Genomic DNA, 17,232 nt, shown 5'->3' on the forward strand with positions numbered 1-17,232 from the left:
CCCCCGCGACCGACCGCCGCTCCCGCCGTTTCCCCTCTGCCCCCCGAAGCAGCTCCGAGCCCGCAGCCGGCCGGTCCGACCCGATTTCCATCCGCCGACGCCGCGGCCCGGTCCGGCCTTCACGAAAAAAAGTCAGAACAACGATTGTTCGTAAAACGCGAAAAGCTCCTTGCTTTCCGCCTCCTCCTTCTTGCGACGGGCACGGCGGAGTTTCCTCGCGCCGGTATCCACGCCCTCGTCCGCACCGTCCTCCGGCGTCTCATCGTCCGGCCGAGCAGCGCTACCCGCGAGTCGCACCACCGCTTTGGTACGCCTCGCCGGCTTCGGAGCGGCCGCTGCGGCAATGTCCCGCGCACCGTCCGCCGCCACGCCGACGACGATCTCCCCGTCGTCCGCCTTCAGCTCTTCGCGCACCTCTTCGAGCAGGGCGCGGACCCGCTGCAAGCGTTCGAGCAGTTCCAAATCCCGGTCGGCACCCGCCTCGGGTCTCTTGCGCCGAAGGGCTTTCCTCGCCCCTTCGAGCGTCATCCCCTGCTCTTTGACCAGATGGTAGATGAGTTTGAGACGCTCCACGTCCTGAGGCGTATAAAGGCGGTTGCCCTTCTTGTTGCGCTTGGGACGGATCACGCTGAACTGCGTCTCCCAATGACGGAGCAGCGACGGGTTGACGTCGAACATCTCCGACACCTCGCCCATTGTATAAAAGAGTTTTTCGGCCATATATCGTTCTGTGTCTATTCGTTCTTCAATATGCGCAGCGAATCGGGATACAAATTGTTCACCCGTCCGCCGATCCGCTTGGCGAACCCGAGGGCACGCCCCCCGGCGCACACCAGATTCATCCCCTCGGCGAACCGTGCGGCCCCGACCTCCTGCCGGCGCAGGTAGCGGAGCGCATCCTCCGCCCCAAGTTCGGCCGCGGGCAGCGCCCTCCGGTCGAGTCCGGCGTAAAACGCCAGCGCCGGAGCGGGCTTGAGCCTCCCTTTGAAAAAGCGGCCCATCTCCACGCCCGACGCGATCGCCGAAAGCCCCTCCGACAGCGCGCGGACCGCATCGGCCTGCGCCTCGGGATAGGCGTAACACGTCTCGTCCAACCGCAGGAAGCGCATCCGTTCCGGGCGCAGCACCCAGCGTCCGAGCTCACGCACCTCGTCGCGCGTTACGGCTCCGAAGAGCGCTCGCCGCGCCTTGGGAGTCCGCATGCGGCCTCCGGCACCGGGCGTCTTGCGGGCCACGGCCGCGAAGAATCCCTCGCCGCGCGCCTTGTGCGGATAGAAACGGAAGGTCTGAAAGACCCCGACCCGGCCGCACGCCACGCCCCATGCCGGGTCGGTCGCCACCTCGGCCGCCTCGGCCAGCTCCTCCCCGCACGCTCCGGCGAAAGCCTCAAGCACCTCCTCGTTCTCCGTGCGGCTGAAGGTACAAGTGCTGTATATCAACACGCCGCCGGGTTTCAACGACCGCCACGCCTCGCACAGGATGGCCGACTGCCGCACGGCGCACGCACGCACGTTGCCCTCGCTCCACTCGGCGCGGGCTCCCCCGTCCTTGCGGAACATCCCCTCGCCCGAGCAGGGAGCGTCCACCGCCACCAGATCGAACCACTCTTCGAAGGCCGCTACCTCGCGGGGTTCGTTCACCGTAACCACGACGTTGCCCGTACCCCATTTGCGGACATTGTCGGCCAGCGTCTGCGCCCGACGGCGGTCGATTTCGTTGGCGACGACCAACCCGTCGGCTCCCACGAGCGAGGCGTAGAGAGTGGTCTTGCCGCCCGGAGCCGCACAAAGGTCGAGTACGCGCCACCCCGTCGGATCGTACGGCGCAAGGATGCGGTCGACGAACTGCGAACCGGCCTCCTGCACGTAGTAGGTGCCGGCGTGGAACGCAGGGTCGAACGTAAACTGCGGCCGTACCGGCAGATAGTATCCCCACCTGCTCCACGGGACCTTTTCCGCGCCGGTGCACGGCGCGGAAGCCGCGGCCGCTACCGAAGCGCCGGCCGAATCCCCGACGGCGGAATCGGCATCCGCCGCTTCGGCGGCAAAGGGGTTCGCACCGAACACGGACGCCGACCCGGTCTGCACTTCACGCCGCGGAACGGGGGACGGAATGTCCGCATCCGGTTTCTCCGCAACGGCCGCGGCCTCCGGTCCGCGCAAAGCATCCGTCCCGGCGGCAGCCCCCCGCACGCCTGCCGCGCCATCGGACCCCGATCCGCAGCAGGCAGCCTCCGGTCCGACACCGCACGAAGCGGCGCCGGTTCCGGCCCTTACCGGTCCCTCCGGCTGCGGCGCTTTCGCAGGATTGAGCCGCACGGACACGGGCGGCACGCCGTCCAGCGCGGCGCAGAGGGCCCGGCCCTCCGTTTCGCCCAGATCGGACAACACGCGGGCGACGAATCGTTCAGGCAGCGGCAGCATATCTTTCGTCTCTTTTATTCATCGGGTTCATGTACGTTCGCTTTCCCGCAATCGTTTTTCCGCCCCGCCCGGCTCGCGTGCATTCGGCTCGGCACGCGGCCCGACAACACGGTTCGGGATTCATCCAGCAGCCTCCGGCCGGCATCAGCGGCTCGCGGTGCGGGCTTTCACCTCGTCCAGCCGGGCGCAGATCTTCTCCACGACGGCCGGATTGCGGATGAAATCTTCGTGATCCTTGTCGACGACCAGCACCTCGCCGTCGTAGCGGTTCTCGATCCAGTCGTCGTACTTCTCGTTGAGCCGCTTGAGGTAGAGTTCGTCGATGTTGATCTCGTACTCGCGGCCGCGGCGGCGGATCTGGGCGATGAGCGTCGGGACGCTCGCCTTGAGGTAGATCAGCAGGTCGGGCCGCGGGATGAGGTTGGTTACCAAATTGAAAATCTTCATGTAGGTGTTGATGTCGCGTGTGGACATCAGCCCCATCTGATGCAGATTGTCGGCGAAAATGTAGGCGTCCTCGTAGACCGTCCTGTCCTGAAAAATATCGTTCGAGCGATCGCCCAGCATGTCCATCGTCTGCCGGATGCGGCTCCCGAGGAAGTACATCTGCAAATTGAACGACCAGCGGTTCATGTCGTTGTAAAAATCCCCGATGTAGGGGTTGTCCGTCTCTTCGAGATAGGACTTGGCGCCGTAGCGCTCGGTGAGCATCTCCGTCAGCGTGGTCTTGCCGCTGCCGATATTCCCTGCGATGGCTATATACATAAACTCGATCTGTTGTTTTCATTCGTTCTCCCGCTCCTGCGAAGCCCGAACCCGGCTCCGGAACCGCGCACGACCGAGCGGTAATGCTTTGCGCTCTCCGGCCATTCGGAATCGTACGGGCCGACCGATCGGGTCTGCGGGCGGTCGCGGCGGCGGGGCCGGTCCTTGCACGCTTTGTACGGATCGCCGAGCCGCCCGCGGGTCGAACGATACGGGCTCTTCGCGCCGCTCCTTCCTCGCGTTTCCCACCCGCCTCCGCTCCGTCCCCACGCCACGCTTTTCACCGTGCGCGATCTTTTGCCTCCGCACAGCGGATGATACATCTCTTTTCCCTCTTTCGGCGCCTCTCCGGCATGGCCGAGGCCATGCCTTCCGTTCGCCGCCTGCGGCGGACCGCACGCCGCTTCGCGGCCCGGGCCGCTCCTTCGACGACGCCGAAACGCAAAGACACCCCCGAGAGGCATCACGCGGTCGCACCGACGATCTCCTCCGCCACGCGGCGGTCGTTCGACAAGCGGGGCACCTTGTTCTTGCCGCGCCGGCGCAGCCACGCGAGGAACGTACCGGGCGGGACGCGCGTGATGCGCAACGGATCGAGCGTCGTGCGGCGCTTGGCGTCGTAGTCGGAGTTGATCTCCCGCAGCGCCCCGTCCAGCTCCTCGCCGAAGCGCCTCTCGTCGGCAGGCGGCACGGCGAACTCCACGACCCATTCGTGCGCGCCGCGCTCGTCGAGGCTCATATAGAGCGGCGCGACGGTATATTCGTCCACCACGGCCCCCGTGCGGTCGCAGGCCCGGGCCAGCGCCGCATCGGTGTTGCTTGCGATCACCTCCTCGCCGAAGACGTTGATGTATTGCGTCGTGCGTCCGGCGAAGCGGATGCGGTACGGATTCGTCGAGGTGAACTCGACCGTGTCGCCGATCTCGTAGCGCCACAAGCCGTTGTTCGAGGAGATCAGCATGGCATAGACACCGCCGCACTCGACCCCTTCGAGCGGCACGATCCGCCCGTCCCGGCGAAACTCGTAGTAGGTGCCGTAGTCGAGCATCAGCAGCATGTCGTCGCGCGTGAAATCGTCGGCGATGGCGAAAAAACCCTCCGATGCGTTGTAAGTCTCCATGTAGTGCATGTCGGGCGAGGGGACGAGCTCCTCGAACGACCGCCGGTAGGGGCCGAACTCCACGCCTCCGTGGGCGAAAAGCGTCAGATCGGGCCACACCTCCAGCAGATTTCGCCGCCCCGTATACTCCAGCACGCGGCGCATGAGTTCGAGGTTCCACGACGGCACGCCCGCAAAGGCCGTGATCCGCTCGCCCGTGCATTCGCGGCAGATGCGTTCGCACTTGAGGTCGAAATCGTCCAGAATGGCCGTCGCCGTGCGCGGAGCACGGAACCAGCCGCTCCACACGGTCGTCTCGTGGATCAGCACGGCCGACAGGTCGCCCACCAGATTCCGCCCTTCGCGGCAGCATGTTCCGCCCAGCGTGAGCGTCTTGCCCGCGAAGACCGACGACCGCGGAAAGGCCGCCGAAAAGAGCGTCGCCACATCGCGCATGCCGAGCGTATGGTTGCGCCACAGCGACTCGCGCGTAACGGGAATGTATTTGCTGCGGTCGGACGTGGTGCCCGACGACTTGGCGAAGAGCTCGACACGACCCTCGGTCGTAACGTTGCGCTCTCCGGCCAGCATCCGCTCGCGGTAGGGGCGGAACGTATCGTAGTCGAAGGTCTCGACCGACGAGGCGAACTGCTCCGGCGTCCGGATGCCTTTCAGGTTGTAGCGCCAGCCGAACTCGGTGTTCTGCCCCCGGCGGAGCAGATAGCGGAGCATCCGCTCCTGCACCTCGGCCGGATGGCGGCGGAAATAGTCTATGGCAGCCTCGCGGCGCGAGAAATACCCTTTCAGTATGATGCTTTTCAGCGACACGTCCCTATCGAATTGCTAATTGAAAAAATAACCCACCGTGCCTACCGACTCCGGCATCGAAAACACCACCACGCGGTCATAGGGCGCGATGGACATGCTGTCCACGGCGATGAACACCTTGTCGCCCCGCACGATGCCGCCGATGATGGCGTCCTCGGGAAAATCCAGATCGCGGATGCGGGCCTTCGTCGCCGGAGCGTTGGGCTTCACGATGAACTCCAGCACCTCGGCATCGCTGCCCGTGAGGCACTTGATGGCCTGCACGTCGGTGGACATCGTGAAGCGGAAGATGCTGGAAGCCGTTACCAGTTTCTTGTTGATGATCGTGTCGATGCCGATCGATTCGGCGAGGTTGATGTAGTTGAGATTCTCGACCTCCGCGATCACCTTCTTCACCCCCATGCGCTTGGCGAGCATCGCCGCGAGGATGTTCGTTTCGCTGCGGCCCGTTACGGCCACGAATGCGTCCATGTTCGACAGCCCCTCCTCCAGCATAGCCTCCGTATTGCGGCCGTCTTCGTTGATGATGAGCGTCTTGTCGAGCAACTCGGCCAGCCGGTAGGCCTTATCGGCGTTGTAATCCACGAGCTTGATGTTCAGCTCGTCCTGCAACTCCATGGCGATGCGGATGCCGATGCGCGAACCGCCCAGAATCATCAGATTCTTGATCCGGATGTTCGACTGTCCCGAGAGGTCCATCACCTCGCGCACGGCGTCCTGCCGCGCGATGACATAGACCACGTCCCCCTCGGCAAAGCGTTCGCCCCGGCGGGGAATGATCGTCTGACCGCCGCGCGAGAGGGCTACCGTGCGGTAGCTCAGGGCCGCTTCGTCGTCGTCGAAACCCGCGAGCGGCTGCCCCACCAGCGGCGAAGCCGGTTCGAGGCGGAAAACCGCGAGCGAGAGCTTGCCGCTCGAAAAATCGACGTATTCGGTGGTCGAGGTATGCCCCAGCAGGTTGATCACCTCGCGGGCCGCCACCTTCTCGGGATAGAACAGGTAGTCGATGCCCATGTCGATGAACATCTCCTTGTTGTTGGGTTCGAGATACTCGTTGTTGTCGATACGGGCGATGGATTTCTTCGCCCCGAGCTGTTTGGCGAGCATCGCGGCCACGACATTGTCGTTCTCCTCGTGATTCACCGCGATGAAGAGGTCGCACTTGCGCACCGACGCCTTGCGCAGCACGGCGAAGGTCGTCGAGTCGCCCTCGACGGTAATCACGTCCGCCAGACTGACCACGTCGGCCAGCAGCTTGGGATCGCTGTCGATGACGGTGATGTCGTGTCCGTTGCCGCTCAGCATCCGGGCCAGATGGCTGCCCATCTCCCCGGCGCCCGCTATAACTATTTTCATTCGATCCGATGCAGTTTAACCGTAACTCCGCATACGCCGTGCCGCACGCCGCAGATTCCGCGGCAGGCCGGACGGCAGCATTTTTGCAATTTACCACACAAATGTATACATTTGTCCCGTAATACCCAAAATTCGGGGAACTTTAATTGAATTTCAACTTTAACATCGAATCCGTAAAACCATGCCGGCTTGGCTGATAGTCGTTCTCATTTCGATCCTCTGTGTCGGGTTGTTCGTCGCGGGTCTCTCGCTCACGCTGATCATCAAGGGCCATCACATCGACTCCGAAATCTCGACCAACAAGAACATGCAGCGGCTGGGCATCAAATGCGCCGTACAGGAAGCCCGCGAAGAGATGGCCGACGGCGATTGCGCGGCCCCGGGCTGCTCGGGCAACTGTGCAGGCTGCGACATCGACCGCGAAACGGCAGCGGACAAGGCGGACAAAGCAGACAAGACACCCTCGCCCAAGCGATAGAACGCCGGAAGCCTTCTCCCTCAGGGGCCGCAGGATTCTCAGGTTCCGCACGGACGCCATCCGACGGCTCCGGAAAATCCCGTCCGCCCTGCGGCACGGAGCCGCAGCCACTTCGAAGGACGCACGCCGCCGGAAACCGGAACCGGCCGCACCGGCCGGTACGGTCGTTTCCCGCCGCCCGGAAATCCCCACCGACACCGGCGCGGAACCGCACGATCATCGCGGACGCGAATGCGTTTCGGCAGGCTTCGAACGACGGCCGTATCCCCGTCAGAGCGCGCAGTACTTCGAGCGGCAGACGAACCACGGATTGTGCAGATCCTCCTTGTTGTAACGGAACACGGCTCCGTCGGCGAGCGTACGGGTCGAGCCGCCCGCCTCGGCGAGGATCAATTCGCCGGCCGCCGTGTCCCACTCGTAGGTATCGGACGTCCGCACGTAGTAATCCGCCGTCCCCTCGGCCAGCAGACAGAACTTATAGGAGCTGCCCTGCTCGAACACCTCAAGGGCACCGCACCGTTCGCGCAGCGCGTCGATGTGGGCGAACGTTTCGGGCGTCTGGTGCGAACGCGACACGGCCACGCGCGGCACGGCATGCCTCCTGTCGGACAGCGGCAGACGACGCCAGCCGTTCACGATACGATCGTAGGTAAACGCCGCCGCCGGATCGGGCATCACAGGCTCTTTCACATAGGCCCCCCAACCGCGTCCCGCGACATAGATTTTTCGCAGATAGGGCACATAAATCACCGCCGCCTGACACACGTTGTTCTCCATCAGAGCGATGTTGATCGTGAATTCGTTGTTGCCCCTGATGAATTCGACCGTGCCGTCGAGCGGATCGACCAGCCAGAACAGCTCCCAGTTGCAGCGCTCCTCGTAACGCATTTCGCGCCCTTCTTCCGAAAGGATCGGAATGCGCGTCGGTCCCAGCGCCTCCTTGATGATCCGGTGCGCCGTGCGGTCGGCGACCGTAATGGGGGTTTTGTCGTCCTTGATGCTTATGTCGTAGTCTTCGCGGTTCTCGTAGATTTCCATTACGGCTGCCCCGGCACGTACTGCCGCATTGAAAATGCTCGCCAGCAGATACTTTCTCACTTCGTCGCTAATCATCGTCTCCCTACATTTAGAGTCCGTCATCGGTTTTCCGAGGGTAAAGGTAACAAGAATAGTTGACAAAAATGAAATTATTCACACCGATTTGCGCGAAGCGGCCCGTGCCGTGCGTTCTTCGGGCGCACAGGTGCGGGCGTATTCCGCGGCGGCGGCCACGACAGCCAGCGTGAGCAGCACGGCGCACACCTCCCACCACCCTGCCGCGGCCGTCGCGGCGATGCACGCCGCAAGCAGCAGGGCCGCACCGCGACGCAGGACCGGTCTCCGCACCGAGGGCTTCGCAGCCCGCAGAAAAGGTTCGTAGAGCGTCCGCCGGCGGCTCCGCGGAATGCTCCGCACCAAATCCGGTCCGAAGCCGCCCGCAGCGACCGCTGCCTCGCGCGCAACCAGCAGCAGCGGCTCTCCGACGGGCGACCGCACAAGCTCCACCGCCCCCGCAGGCTCCAGACTCAGCTCGATGGCCAGACGACCGATGCAGAAGGGCATCATCCGGATACCGGGACGCAGAGGCAATACGTAGTCGTAAATCGCCACGCCGACCGCCGCGTCGAAATCGGCTCTGCACGACGTAAACGCCTTGTCGACGACGACGAGCCGCCTGTAACAACGTTTGCGGGAGCGGTAGAGCCCCCGCACCCCTTCCGCGGGCAGGTCGTCCGCCGGATCGTAATTGACGTCGATCAGGTGAAATTCCGCCAGCACCGCCGCGAACGCTTCGGGCCGGCGGACGCTGTCGAGCACCACCACGGCCTCGTAGCGCGGGTATCCCTCGTCGAGCAGACGGCGCACCTCCTCCACGCCCGCCACGCCGCTGCACAGCACGGAGATGCCCCGTCCGTCGGGAGCGTCGCACAGCATCCCGCGCGTCTCGGCCAGCAGCAGGCGCTTGTCGGCCGCACAGACGATCCGCACGAGCGCGACGAACGCTCCCGCGACGACGGCCGCAAGGGCTGCGACGAACACGATCTGGCCGGCGGCTAACATACGAGACAGCGTTTATAGGAGAGTACGAACGATTCGAAATAGGGCGTCTCCTCGTCGCCGACCGGGGAGCCGAAGGCCGTCTCGGAGTACCCTTCGAGCGCCATGCAGCGCAGAAGCGCCCGACGCTCGGCACGGCTCATCAGCCCCATTCTCCGCACGACTTCGCGCCGAGCCATGGGTCTGCGCAGGGCACAGAGCGCATAGAGCGCTTCGCGGCCCAGTTCGCCCGTCGTATCTTCCGAGGCGATCCGCAGCAGATTCTCTTCGGCCTCCTCGATCCCGAACTGACGCACGATGGCTATGCCGAGACTCCGGAGGTTGCGATTGGGGGATTCGATCAGCGGCTCGTAGGCCACGGGGAGCACGCCGCGCCGGAGCATGGAGACGATCTCCGACAGTTCGAAAGCCGAGAGCGGATCGGGATAGGCGCCGATGAGCTGTAAAGCCATCGAAGGATCGGCGGCGAGCCGCACCATGAGGGCATAAAATCGGACGGCCCGGTGGCGGTCGGAGCCATAGCGTTCGACGGCGGCGGCGACGGCGGCGTCTGCCGGCAACCGCGAAAGCAGCGACAGGTAGCGCGCACGCCGGCAGCCCCGCGTGCGGCGTGCGCAGCGGAGCAGAAACGGCTGAAGTCCCGCGTCCCGGAAAATACGGCGCAAGGGCCCGAGATCGAGCCCATAGGTCGAAGAGACGAGTCTGGCGAGCGTCTCGGCCAGCACCATGCGGGCACCGGCACTCTCCAGACGCGGAAAATGCGGGACGGTGTCCGTTTCCGACATGAGCGAGAGAATGACGATATGCAGATATTGGCGCGACAGCAGCGCATCGCGCCGGTGGCGGCGGCCGTCGACGAGGCGCCGCACGACGACCGCGCCGGACAGCAGCACGACCACGCACGCCGCGAAAGCGCAATAGAGCATCACGATCCGTGTCATGGCACCAACCGGTTGAGTTCGTCGGCGACCTTTCCCCGGAGCCGCTGAAGATTTACAGGGAAGGTCATGTATTGATCCGCGCCGTTCTCCAGCAGACTCAGCACGGTCTGCTCGGAGTGCTGCCACGCCACGACGTAGACCACGGGCCTCCGCAATCCGTTGCGGCGCCGGTCGAAACAATCGCAGCATGCGAAAGGAGAGACCGTGAGCACGATCACCACGTCGAAGAGCACACTGCGGCTCACGCGCCGGATTTCGCACGCTTCCGAAACCGAACGCACCTCGGCATCCAATCCGCCGAGGGCGAACCGGACCATGTCCCTGAGGAAAGGGTCGTCCGAAACGATCAGTATTCTGTGCATGCGCAAGGCTTGTTTTTCCGCCCGCCACACCCCGAAAACCGTGCCATGAGGCCGGAATCGGCGGACAACCCCGAAAAAATTAAATCGAAAGTATTGTTCCTCAAATAAAAATTACGTATATTTGCACGCTGAATTTATGTTCCAACACATAATTTATAATGTACGTTATAGTAGAGATTGCAGGTCAGCAATTTAAGGCTGAAAAAGGTCGGAAGCTCTATGTCCACCGTCTTCAGGGCGAAGAAAATTCGTCCGTAAGCTTCGACAAAGTCCTGCTCGCAGACAACGACGGTCAGGTCAAAGTAGGTGCACCTGTGGTAGAAGGCGCCTCGGTAAAATGCAAGATTCTGAAACACCTGAAGGACGACAAGGTCCTCGTGTTCAAGAAAAAACGCAGAACAGGCTATCAGAAATGCAATGGTCATCGCCAATATCTGACGCAAGTTCTGATCGAAGACATCGTTGCATAAACCTTTTAATTCAGACAGAGAAACATGGCACACAAGAAAGGTGTAGGTAGTTCGAAGAACGGTCGTGAATCCGAAAGCAAGCGTCTCGGCGTCAAGTTGTTCGGCGGTCAGTTCGCAAAGGCCGGCAACATCATCGTCCGTCAGCGCGGTACGGTCCACAACCCCGGCGAGAACGTCGGTATCGGCAAGGATCACACGTTGTTCGCTCTCGTAGACGGAACCGTGGAGTTCTGCAAGAAGGGCGAAGGCAAATCGTACGTAAGCGTTACTCCCCTTTCGGAGTAAGTTTTCCGATAACGAAGAAACGGGTTTCCGGTAACGGAAGCCCGTTTTTTCATGCCATACGCCTCCTGCCGCAGAGGCGGTGAAAGCACGGGATACGGTCGGATGGTCCGATGGCCGATATTCGATCTTTCCGCAAGGGTGCGGAACACCGGGAAAAATGTCCGCACGGCCGGCCGTACGCGTCCGCATTCCTTCGAGTGCGGGCATGCAAACAGCCCCCCGGTCCGCAGAAACGCATCGCATCTGTTTGCGGACGATTCGGCGCATTTGCATCCCGCCGCCGGAATAAAACGCATATCGACCCGAACAGCCGGTCGCACGGCGCGGCATTGCATCTGTGCGCCGTGCGACGGGATGTACATCGCACGGCAGGCGGTCCGCTGCCGACGGGAGCGGACCGCCTGTCGTCCTGAACAGCAATACGGATGCTGATTTTCGGCTCGGTTTCACGCTCCGAAGGATCCGGACACCCAAAAGAACGAGGCTGTCCGACATAGCATCGTCCAACGGTTTCGCCCCAGTCGGAACAAATTCCGGCCGGGGCGATTTCCAATTTTCGGACCTTGTCGAACAGCCTCCTTCCGACGGCCCGGATCGGACGTGCGCGACCTACTGCTTCGCCAGTGAGATGCCGATTTCAAGCGTTTCGCTCTTCGTGAAGAGACCTTCGAGCAGCTCCCGCACCAGATTCTTCACCGGCACGGCGATCGCCGTCTGGGGATCGTTCGGGTCCATCTGCACGGTGATCTCCTCGGGCAGCATCGTTTCGGCCAACTCGGAAATCAACGGGATGAAAGGCATCATCATCCCGCGGTCGACCCAAAGCTCGACCTTACCGCCGTCGATCCGATAGTTCAGCGGCAGGCCGAAAATCGTTTCGTTCGAAACGACGGCTCCGCCGATCCCGGGATACTGCGACAGCAGCGCCTCGATCATAGCCGTCAGGTCGGTCTGAAGTTCCGACTGGCCGACAGCCGTGAGGTAGGCTTTATCGACGCAGAAGCAGACCTTTCCGTTCTCCGTATAGTAGGTGATCGCATCGCCGGGCAGCAATTGCGACGTCTCTTCGTCGGGATAGGTGAAAACCTCTTCCGAGAAGATCGTACCGGCACCGTTCAGGTCGAATCCCTCCAGCTTGCGGTAGCGCACAGCCATAGTGCCGTCGTCGCGGAATTCGAAGCGATCCAGCCCTTTGGCATAGAACCATCCGCCGATGATCTGACCGGCGAGATCGGTTACGGCGTCGATCGGCAGCGGAGCACCCAAGATGAACGACAGATCGACGGTCGGAATCTCCGCTCCGTCGGGATAGGCCGGCGTGATGAAAAACTCGCCGACAGGGTTTGCCGGATCGGCGACAAACGGCCCATACACGCCCGTCAGTTCGGACTCGAAGCGCTCCTTCTGCGAAACGGGAATCGAAACCAGAGGCGTCTGTGTCGACCTGCCGCGCAGGACGATGACCGCGTCGCGTTTCGCACCGGTGTTTTTCGCCACCGCGACCTTCACCGTACCGTTGCAGGTCCCCTCCTCCATCCGTTGATCCAGCGTAATCCAGTCTGCCTCGGAATCCGCGACCCAATCCGTATCGGACTCGACCTCGAACACCTTGGTATGGTAATCACCCGAGGTGAAAGCGAGCCGCTCCACGTTCGCCGAAATCCGAGGCTCCCCGGCAGTTTCGGCCGCCTGTATCACGCGCACGCTAACGGTCTCGACACCTTCGCCCGAGAGGGCGATCGTCGCCTCCCGCGCCTGATCTCCCGTATGGGGGTCGGCCTTCACGCTCACCGTGCCGTCCGCCGTGCCGCTGTCGCTGACGAGGGTCAGCCAGTCGGCTGCGGTCGCGGCATGCCATTCGACATTGCGGGCCTTGACGGCGAGGGTCTTCGTCTCGCCCGCCGCCACAAACGAAAGCTCCGCAGGTGCGACGCTCAGCTCCTTCGGCACGGAATCGGCAGCACCTCCGTCGTTTCCGTCGTCGCCGCACGAAGCCAGCGACACCGCTGCGAGGCACAACAACCACGCGGTCGATTCAAGGACAAATCGTTTCATAAAGCAATCAATTAAATTAAGTGATCGGATATCTGTTGTTTACACGCACCAAAGGTATCCCGGAACACCGTCATCGTCAAATGATTTCAACGAACCGTGCGTTTTTCATCACCGACGGGCGTGCATCCGCGCCGGGCGTTTTCTCCGGACACGATCGACAGTTCCCCGCGGAACCGACGAAAAAAAGCCGGAGGAACGATCTCCTCCGGCTTTCCGACATCCGTATGCGGAACTTTTCAGTATGCGGCTTTCGACAGACGGACATAGCCGTTGTACCGCCACCGGGCATTTTCCTCGGCGGCGGCGAACAATTCGTCGGCCTCGGCCGGGAACGCCTTCTTGAGCGACGTGTAACGCACCTCCTTCATCAGGAAGTCGCGGAATTTCGACCAGTCGGGCTCTTTCGAATCGAGCACGAAGGGGTTCCTGCCCTCGGCTTCGAGCTGCGGATTGTAGTGCCACAGGTGCCAGTAGCCGCATGCCACGGCCTCCTTGCCGACGGTCTGCGTGCGGGTCATGCCGCCCTTGATGCCGTGGTTGATGCACGGTGCATAGGCGATCACGAGCGACGGTCCCGGATAAGCCTCGGCCTCCTTGAGCACGTTGAAGAGCTGCTGCTGCGAAGCACCGATCGACACCTGCGCCACATAGACATAGCCGTAGGTCATTGCGATGGCGCCGAGATCCTTCTTGCGGATGCGCTTGCCCGACGACGCGAACTTCGCCACGGCACCCACAGGCGTCGATTTGGACGACTGTCCGCCCGTATTGGAGTAGACTTCGGTATCCACGACGAGGATATTGACATCCATGCCCGAGGCGAGCACGTGGTCCACGCCGCCGAAACCGATGTCGTAGCCCCAGCCGTCGCCGCCGATGATCCACTGCGACTTCTTCACGAGCCAATCCCTGTGTGCGAGAATCTCGCGGCAGCAGTCGCAGCCGCACGTTTCGAGCAACGGAAGCAGACGGGCCGTCGCTTCGGCGGATTTCGCCGACGAACCGCGCATCGCGATCCACTCCCGCATGGCCTCCTTCAACTCTGCGGAGCACTCCGCGCAGCCGGCGATCGCCTCCTCCATCTTCTGCTGGATGCGGTCGCGGAGTTTCTCCACACCGATGTGCATGCCCAGACCGAACTCGGCGTTGTCCTCGAACAGCGAGTTGGCCCATGCCGGACCCTGCCCGGCGGCATTGGTGCAGTAGGGAGTCGACGGAGCCGAACCCGAGTAGATCGAGGTGCAGCCCGTGGCGTTGGCCACCATCATCTTGTCGCCGAAGAGCTGCGAAAGCGCCTTGATGTAGGGCGTCTCGCCGCAGCCGGCGCAGGCGCCCGAGAACTCGAACAGCGGTTGCGCGAACTGGAGGTTCTTCACGCTGCGGGTCTTGTCGACTACCTGTTTATAGCCGATGCGCTTCGTGATATAATCCCAGTTTTTCTGCTGCGGGAGCTGCGTTTCGAGCGGCTTCATCACGAGCGCCTTCTCCTTGGCCGGGCAGACGTCGACGCAATTGCTGCACCCCGTACAGTCGAGCGGCGAGATCTGGATGCGGAACCTGTACTCCTTATATTCGCCCATGCCCTGCTTCCACTCCGTGCCCGAGGCTTCGGCCTCGGCCTCCGAGGCAAGGAACGGACGGATCACGGCATGAGGGCAGACATAGGCGCACTGGTTGCACTGTATGCAGTTCTGAATCTGCCACTCGGGCACGTTCACCGCAATGCCGCGCTTCTCGTAGGCGGCCGTGCCGTTGTCCCACGTGCCGTCCTCGCGGCCGTTGAAGGCCGACACGGGCAGTTCGTCGCCCTTGAGAGCGTTGATCGGATCGACGATGCTGCGCACGAAATCCGGACGCGATGCGTCGCCGCAACGGGCGTCTTCGCATCCGTTGTCGGCGATCGAAGCCCACTCGGCCGGAATCTCGACCTTCACCACGGCGTCGCCGCCGGCATCCACCGCCGCGTAGTTCATGTTGACGATGTCCTCGCCTTTTCTGCCGTAGGATTTGAGGATCGCCTTCTTCATCTCCTCCACGGCCTTGTCGAACGGAATCACGTCGGCGATCTTGAAGAACGCGGACTGCATGATGGTGTTCGTGCGCGAGCCGAGCCCCAGCTCCGAAGCGATCTTCGTGGCGTTGATGATGTAGAAATTGATGCGGTTCTGCGCCATGTAGGCCTTCATGTGATCGGGCAGCGTCGCGCAGGTGGTCTCGGCGTCGTGCACCGAGTTCAGAAGGAACGAACCGCCCGGCTTGAGCCCCTTCAGCACGTCGTACTTGTCCACGTACGAAGGCACGTGGCACGCCACGAAGTCGGGCGTCGTAACCAGATAGGGCGACGTGATGGGGCGGTCGCCGAAACGAAGGTGCGACGAGGTGTAGCCGCCCGACTTCTTCGAGTCGTAGGCGAAGTAAGCCTGACAATACTTGTCGGTCGTACCGCCGATGATCTTGATCGAGTTCTTGTTGGCACCCACCGTACCGTCGGCGCCGAGGCCGAAGAAGAGCGCCTCGAACGTGCCGGGTTTGGCGAGCGAGATCTCCTCGCCGACGGGCAGCGAGCGGAACGTTACGTCGTCCGTGATGCCCACCGTAAACCGATTCTTCGGTTCGTCGGCCTTCAGGTTGCGGAACACCGCGAGCATCTGCGCAGGCGTGGTGTCTTTCGACGAGAGGCCGTAGCGGCCGCCGATGATGAGCGGCTTGCGATCGGCGGGGATGTCCTTGCGGGAAGCGAAGGCCTCCACCACGTCGAGGTAGAGGGGGTCGCCGTTGGCTCCGGGTTCTTTCGTGCGGTCCAGCACGCAGATGCGCTTCACGCTCTCGGGAATCACCTCGCCGAGATACTTCACCGAGAACGGACGGTAGAGATGCACCGTTACCACGCCGACCTTCTCGCCTTGTGCATTCAGGTAATCGACCGTCTCCTTGAGCGTCTCGGTTACGGAGCCCATGGCCACGACGATCCGCTCGGCATCGGCGGCGCCGTAGTAGGTGAACGGCTTGTAGGTGCGGCCGGTGATCTCCGAAATGCGTTTCATGGCATCGGCCACCATGTCGGGCACGGCGTCGTAGAACTTGTTGGCCGCCTCGCGGGTCTGGAAGTAGATGTCGGGGTTCTGGGCCGTGCCGCGCGTTACGGGATGCTCGGGATTGAGCGCCCGGGCACGGAACTCCCGAAGTGCCTCGCGGTCGAACATGGCCGTGAGCGCCGCCTCGTCGATCAGCTCGATCTTCTGGATCTCGTGCGAGGTGCGGAAGCCGTCGAAGAAGTGCAGGAAAGGCACGCGCGCCCGGAGCGAAACGATGTGGGCGATACCGGCCAAATCCATCACTTCCTGCACCGAAGAGGTGGCGAGCATGGCGAAGCCCGTCTGGCGGGCCGCCATCACATCCTGATGGTCGCCGAAGATAGAGAGCGACTGCGCCGCCAGCGCACGGGCCGAAACATGGAACACGCCGGGGAGCAGCTCGCCCGAAATTTTGTACATATTGGGAATCATCAGCAGGAGACCCTGCGATGCCGTGAAGGTCGAAGTCAGCGCCCCGCTCTGCAACGATCCGTGCACGGCACCGGCTGCACCGGCCTCGGACTGCATCTCAACGACTTTCACGGTCTCGCCGAAGATGTTTTTGCGGCCTTGGGCCGCCCATTCGTCCACGAGTTCCGCCATAGTCGAAGACGGCGTGATGGGGTAGATCGCCGCGACCTCCGAGAACATGTACGCCACATGAGCCGCCGCGTAGTTACCATCACAAGTGATGAATTTCTTTTCTGCCATAATCTTGCTAAAAAGGTTAATATCTGTATGTTATATTCGAATCTTCACTCATTGTACGGACCTAACGCACGGCAAAGGTACTAATTTCGTATGAAACCGCCTATTTATTGTCCCGAAAAAGCACAAAAAACGCCGCAGCGCCATCTCCGCCGAACCTGCGGAGCCCCCTGTACGGCAGGACGAACCGCAAGACGAACCGCAGGACACGCTCCCGCTCCGGTCGCATCCAGAGCCCCTGCATCGGTCGCGGAACGGCCGTAAGCCGGCCTGCCGAACCGGTCGCAGCCA

At 62.5% G+C, this 17,232-nt stretch carries 14 protein-coding genes; 3 read left to right on the forward strand and 11 right to left on the reverse strand.

Going from position 1 to position 17,232, the window contains the following annotated elements; translation table 11 throughout:
* Positions 1–132 precede the first annotated feature (132 nt).
* The 5 genes from BN3659_RS09560 to trkA form a co-directional block, all read right to left on the reverse strand.
* Positions 133–720, reverse strand: coding sequence for a MerR family transcriptional regulator (locus BN3659_RS09560; protein WP_091536518.1), 588 nt, complete (start codon positions 718–720; stop codon positions 133–135).
* Positions 721–734: 14 nt separating this feature from the next.
* Entirely contained in the window at positions 735–2,423 is a 1,689-nt protein-coding gene (locus BN3659_RS09565) for a methyltransferase RsmF C-terminal domain-like protein (RefSeq protein ID WP_224757805.1), read from the reverse strand.
* Positions 2,424–2,567: 144 nt separating this feature from the next.
* Complete coding sequence (locus tag BN3659_RS09570) at positions 2,568–3,188, reverse strand: deoxynucleoside kinase (RefSeq protein ID WP_091536520.1); 621 nt, start codon at positions 3,186–3,188, stop codon at positions 2,568–2,570.
* Positions 3,189–3,651: 463 nt separating this feature from the next.
* Positions 3,652–5,115 (reverse strand): GH3 auxin-responsive promoter family protein, encoded by a 1,464-nt coding sequence (locus tag BN3659_RS09575; RefSeq protein WP_091536522.1) that lies wholly within the window; start codon positions 5,113–5,115, stop codon positions 3,652–3,654.
* A 15-nt stretch (positions 5,116–5,130) separates the two neighbouring features.
* Complete coding sequence (trkA, locus tag BN3659_RS09580; RefSeq protein WP_091536524.1) at positions 5,131–6,471, reverse strand: Trk system potassium transporter TrkA; 1,341 nt, start codon at positions 6,469–6,471, stop codon at positions 5,131–5,133.
* 181 nt (positions 6,472–6,652) lie between these two features.
* Here trkA and BN3659_RS09585 point away from each other — a divergent pair, with 181 nt between their 5' ends.
* Entirely contained in the window at positions 6,653–6,949 is a 297-nt protein-coding gene (locus BN3659_RS09585) for a hypothetical protein (RefSeq protein WP_091536526.1), read from the forward strand.
* Between the two features lie 270 nt (positions 6,950–7,219).
* Here BN3659_RS09585 and BN3659_RS09590 read toward each other — a convergent pair whose 3' ends face one another.
* From BN3659_RS09590 to BN3659_RS09605, 4 genes are all read right to left on the reverse strand, one after another.
* Positions 7,220–8,062 (reverse strand): 3'(2'),5'-bisphosphate nucleotidase CysQ family protein, encoded by an 843-nt coding sequence (locus tag BN3659_RS09590; protein ID WP_091536528.1) that lies wholly within the window; start codon positions 8,060–8,062, stop codon positions 7,220–7,222.
* Between the two features lie 78 nt (positions 8,063–8,140).
* Positions 8,141–9,049 (reverse strand): hypothetical protein, encoded by a 909-nt coding sequence (locus tag BN3659_RS09595; RefSeq protein ID WP_091536530.1) that lies wholly within the window; start codon positions 9,047–9,049, stop codon positions 8,141–8,143.
* Complete coding sequence (locus BN3659_RS09600) at positions 9,043–9,987, reverse strand: hypothetical protein (RefSeq protein WP_091536531.1); 945 nt, start codon at positions 9,985–9,987, stop codon at positions 9,043–9,045. Before BN3659_RS09600 ends, BN3659_RS09595 begins: the two co-directional genes overlap by 7 nt.
* Positions 9,984–10,349: a response regulator gene (locus BN3659_RS09605; RefSeq protein ID WP_091536533.1), complete on the reverse strand. Its 366-nt coding sequence runs from the start codon at positions 10,347–10,349 to the stop codon at positions 9,984–9,986. Before BN3659_RS09605 ends, BN3659_RS09600 begins: the two co-directional genes overlap by 4 nt.
* A gap of 158 nt (positions 10,350–10,507) precedes the next feature.
* Between BN3659_RS09605 and rplU the strand changes: the two genes are divergently transcribed.
* A complete protein-coding gene (gene rplU, locus BN3659_RS09610) occupies positions 10,508–10,819 on the forward strand; it encodes a 50S ribosomal protein L21 (RefSeq protein ID WP_091536535.1) in 312 nt (103 codons plus the stop codon).
* Between the two features lie 24 nt (positions 10,820–10,843).
* Positions 10,844–11,104, forward strand: a complete 261-nt coding sequence (gene rpmA, locus BN3659_RS09615; RefSeq protein WP_091536536.1) for a 50S ribosomal protein L27 — start codon at positions 10,844–10,846, stop codon at positions 11,102–11,104.
* A gap of 609 nt (positions 11,105–11,713) precedes the next feature.
* Here the strand turns inward: rpmA and BN3659_RS09620 are convergent.
* Positions 11,714–13,159, reverse strand: coding sequence for a BACON domain-containing protein (locus BN3659_RS09620; protein WP_091536538.1), 1,446 nt, complete (start codon positions 13,157–13,159; stop codon positions 11,714–11,716).
* Positions 13,160–13,395: 236 nt separating this feature from the next.
* Entirely contained in the window at positions 13,396–16,944 is a 3,549-nt protein-coding gene (nifJ, locus tag BN3659_RS09625; RefSeq protein WP_091536539.1) for a pyruvate:ferredoxin (flavodoxin) oxidoreductase, read from the reverse strand.
* Positions 16,945–17,232: the final 288 nt, after the last annotated feature.

Source organism: Alistipes sp. CHKCI003 (genome assembly GCF_900021155.1).
Lineage (GTDB): Bacteria > Bacteroidota > Bacteroidia > Bacteroidales > Rikenellaceae > Alistipes > Alistipes excrementavium.

Bases quoted from the DNA above. Each gene is read 5' to 3' on its own strand.
- BN3659_RS09560 (WP_091536518.1), bottom strand. From the start codon at position 720: ATGGCCGAAAAACTCTTTTATACAATGGGCGAGGTGTCGGAGATGTTC.
- BN3659_RS09565 (WP_224757805.1), bottom strand. From the start codon at position 2,423: ATGCTGCCGCTGCCTGAACGATTCGTCGCCCGCGTGTTGTCCGATCTG.
- BN3659_RS09570 (WP_091536520.1), bottom strand. From the start codon at position 3,188: ATGTATATAGCCATCGCAGGGAATATCGGCAGCGGCAAGACCACGCTG.
- trkA (WP_091536524.1), bottom strand. From the start codon at position 6,471: ATGAAAATAGTTATAGCGGGCGCCGGGGAGATGGGCAGCCATCTGGCC.
- BN3659_RS09585 (WP_091536526.1), top strand. From the start codon at position 6,653: ATGCCGGCTTGGCTGATAGTCGTTCTCATTTCGATCCTCTGTGTCGGG.
- BN3659_RS09590 (WP_091536528.1), bottom strand. From the start codon at position 8,062: ATGATTAGCGACGAAGTGAGAAAGTATCTGCTGGCGAGCATTTTCAAT.
- BN3659_RS09595 (WP_091536530.1), bottom strand. From the start codon at position 9,049: ATGTTAGCCGCCGGCCAGATCGTGTTCGTCGCAGCCCTTGCGGCCGTC.
- BN3659_RS09600 (WP_091536531.1), bottom strand. From the start codon at position 9,987: ATGACACGGATCGTGATGCTCTATTGCGCTTTCGCGGCGTGCGTGGTC.
- BN3659_RS09605 (WP_091536533.1), bottom strand. From the start codon at position 10,349: ATGCACAGAATACTGATCGTTTCGGACGACCCTTTCCTCAGGGACATG.
- rplU (WP_091536535.1), top strand. From the start codon at position 10,508: ATGTACGTTATAGTAGAGATTGCAGGTCAGCAATTTAAGGCTGAAAAA.
- rpmA (WP_091536536.1), top strand. From the start codon at position 10,844: ATGGCACACAAGAAAGGTGTAGGTAGTTCGAAGAACGGTCGTGAATCC.
- BN3659_RS09620 (WP_091536538.1), bottom strand. From the start codon at position 13,159: ATGAAACGATTTGTCCTTGAATCGACCGCGTGGTTGTTGTGCCTCGCA.
- nifJ (WP_091536539.1), bottom strand. From the start codon at position 16,944: ATGGCAGAAAAGAAATTCATCACTTGTGATGGTAACTACGCGGCGGCT.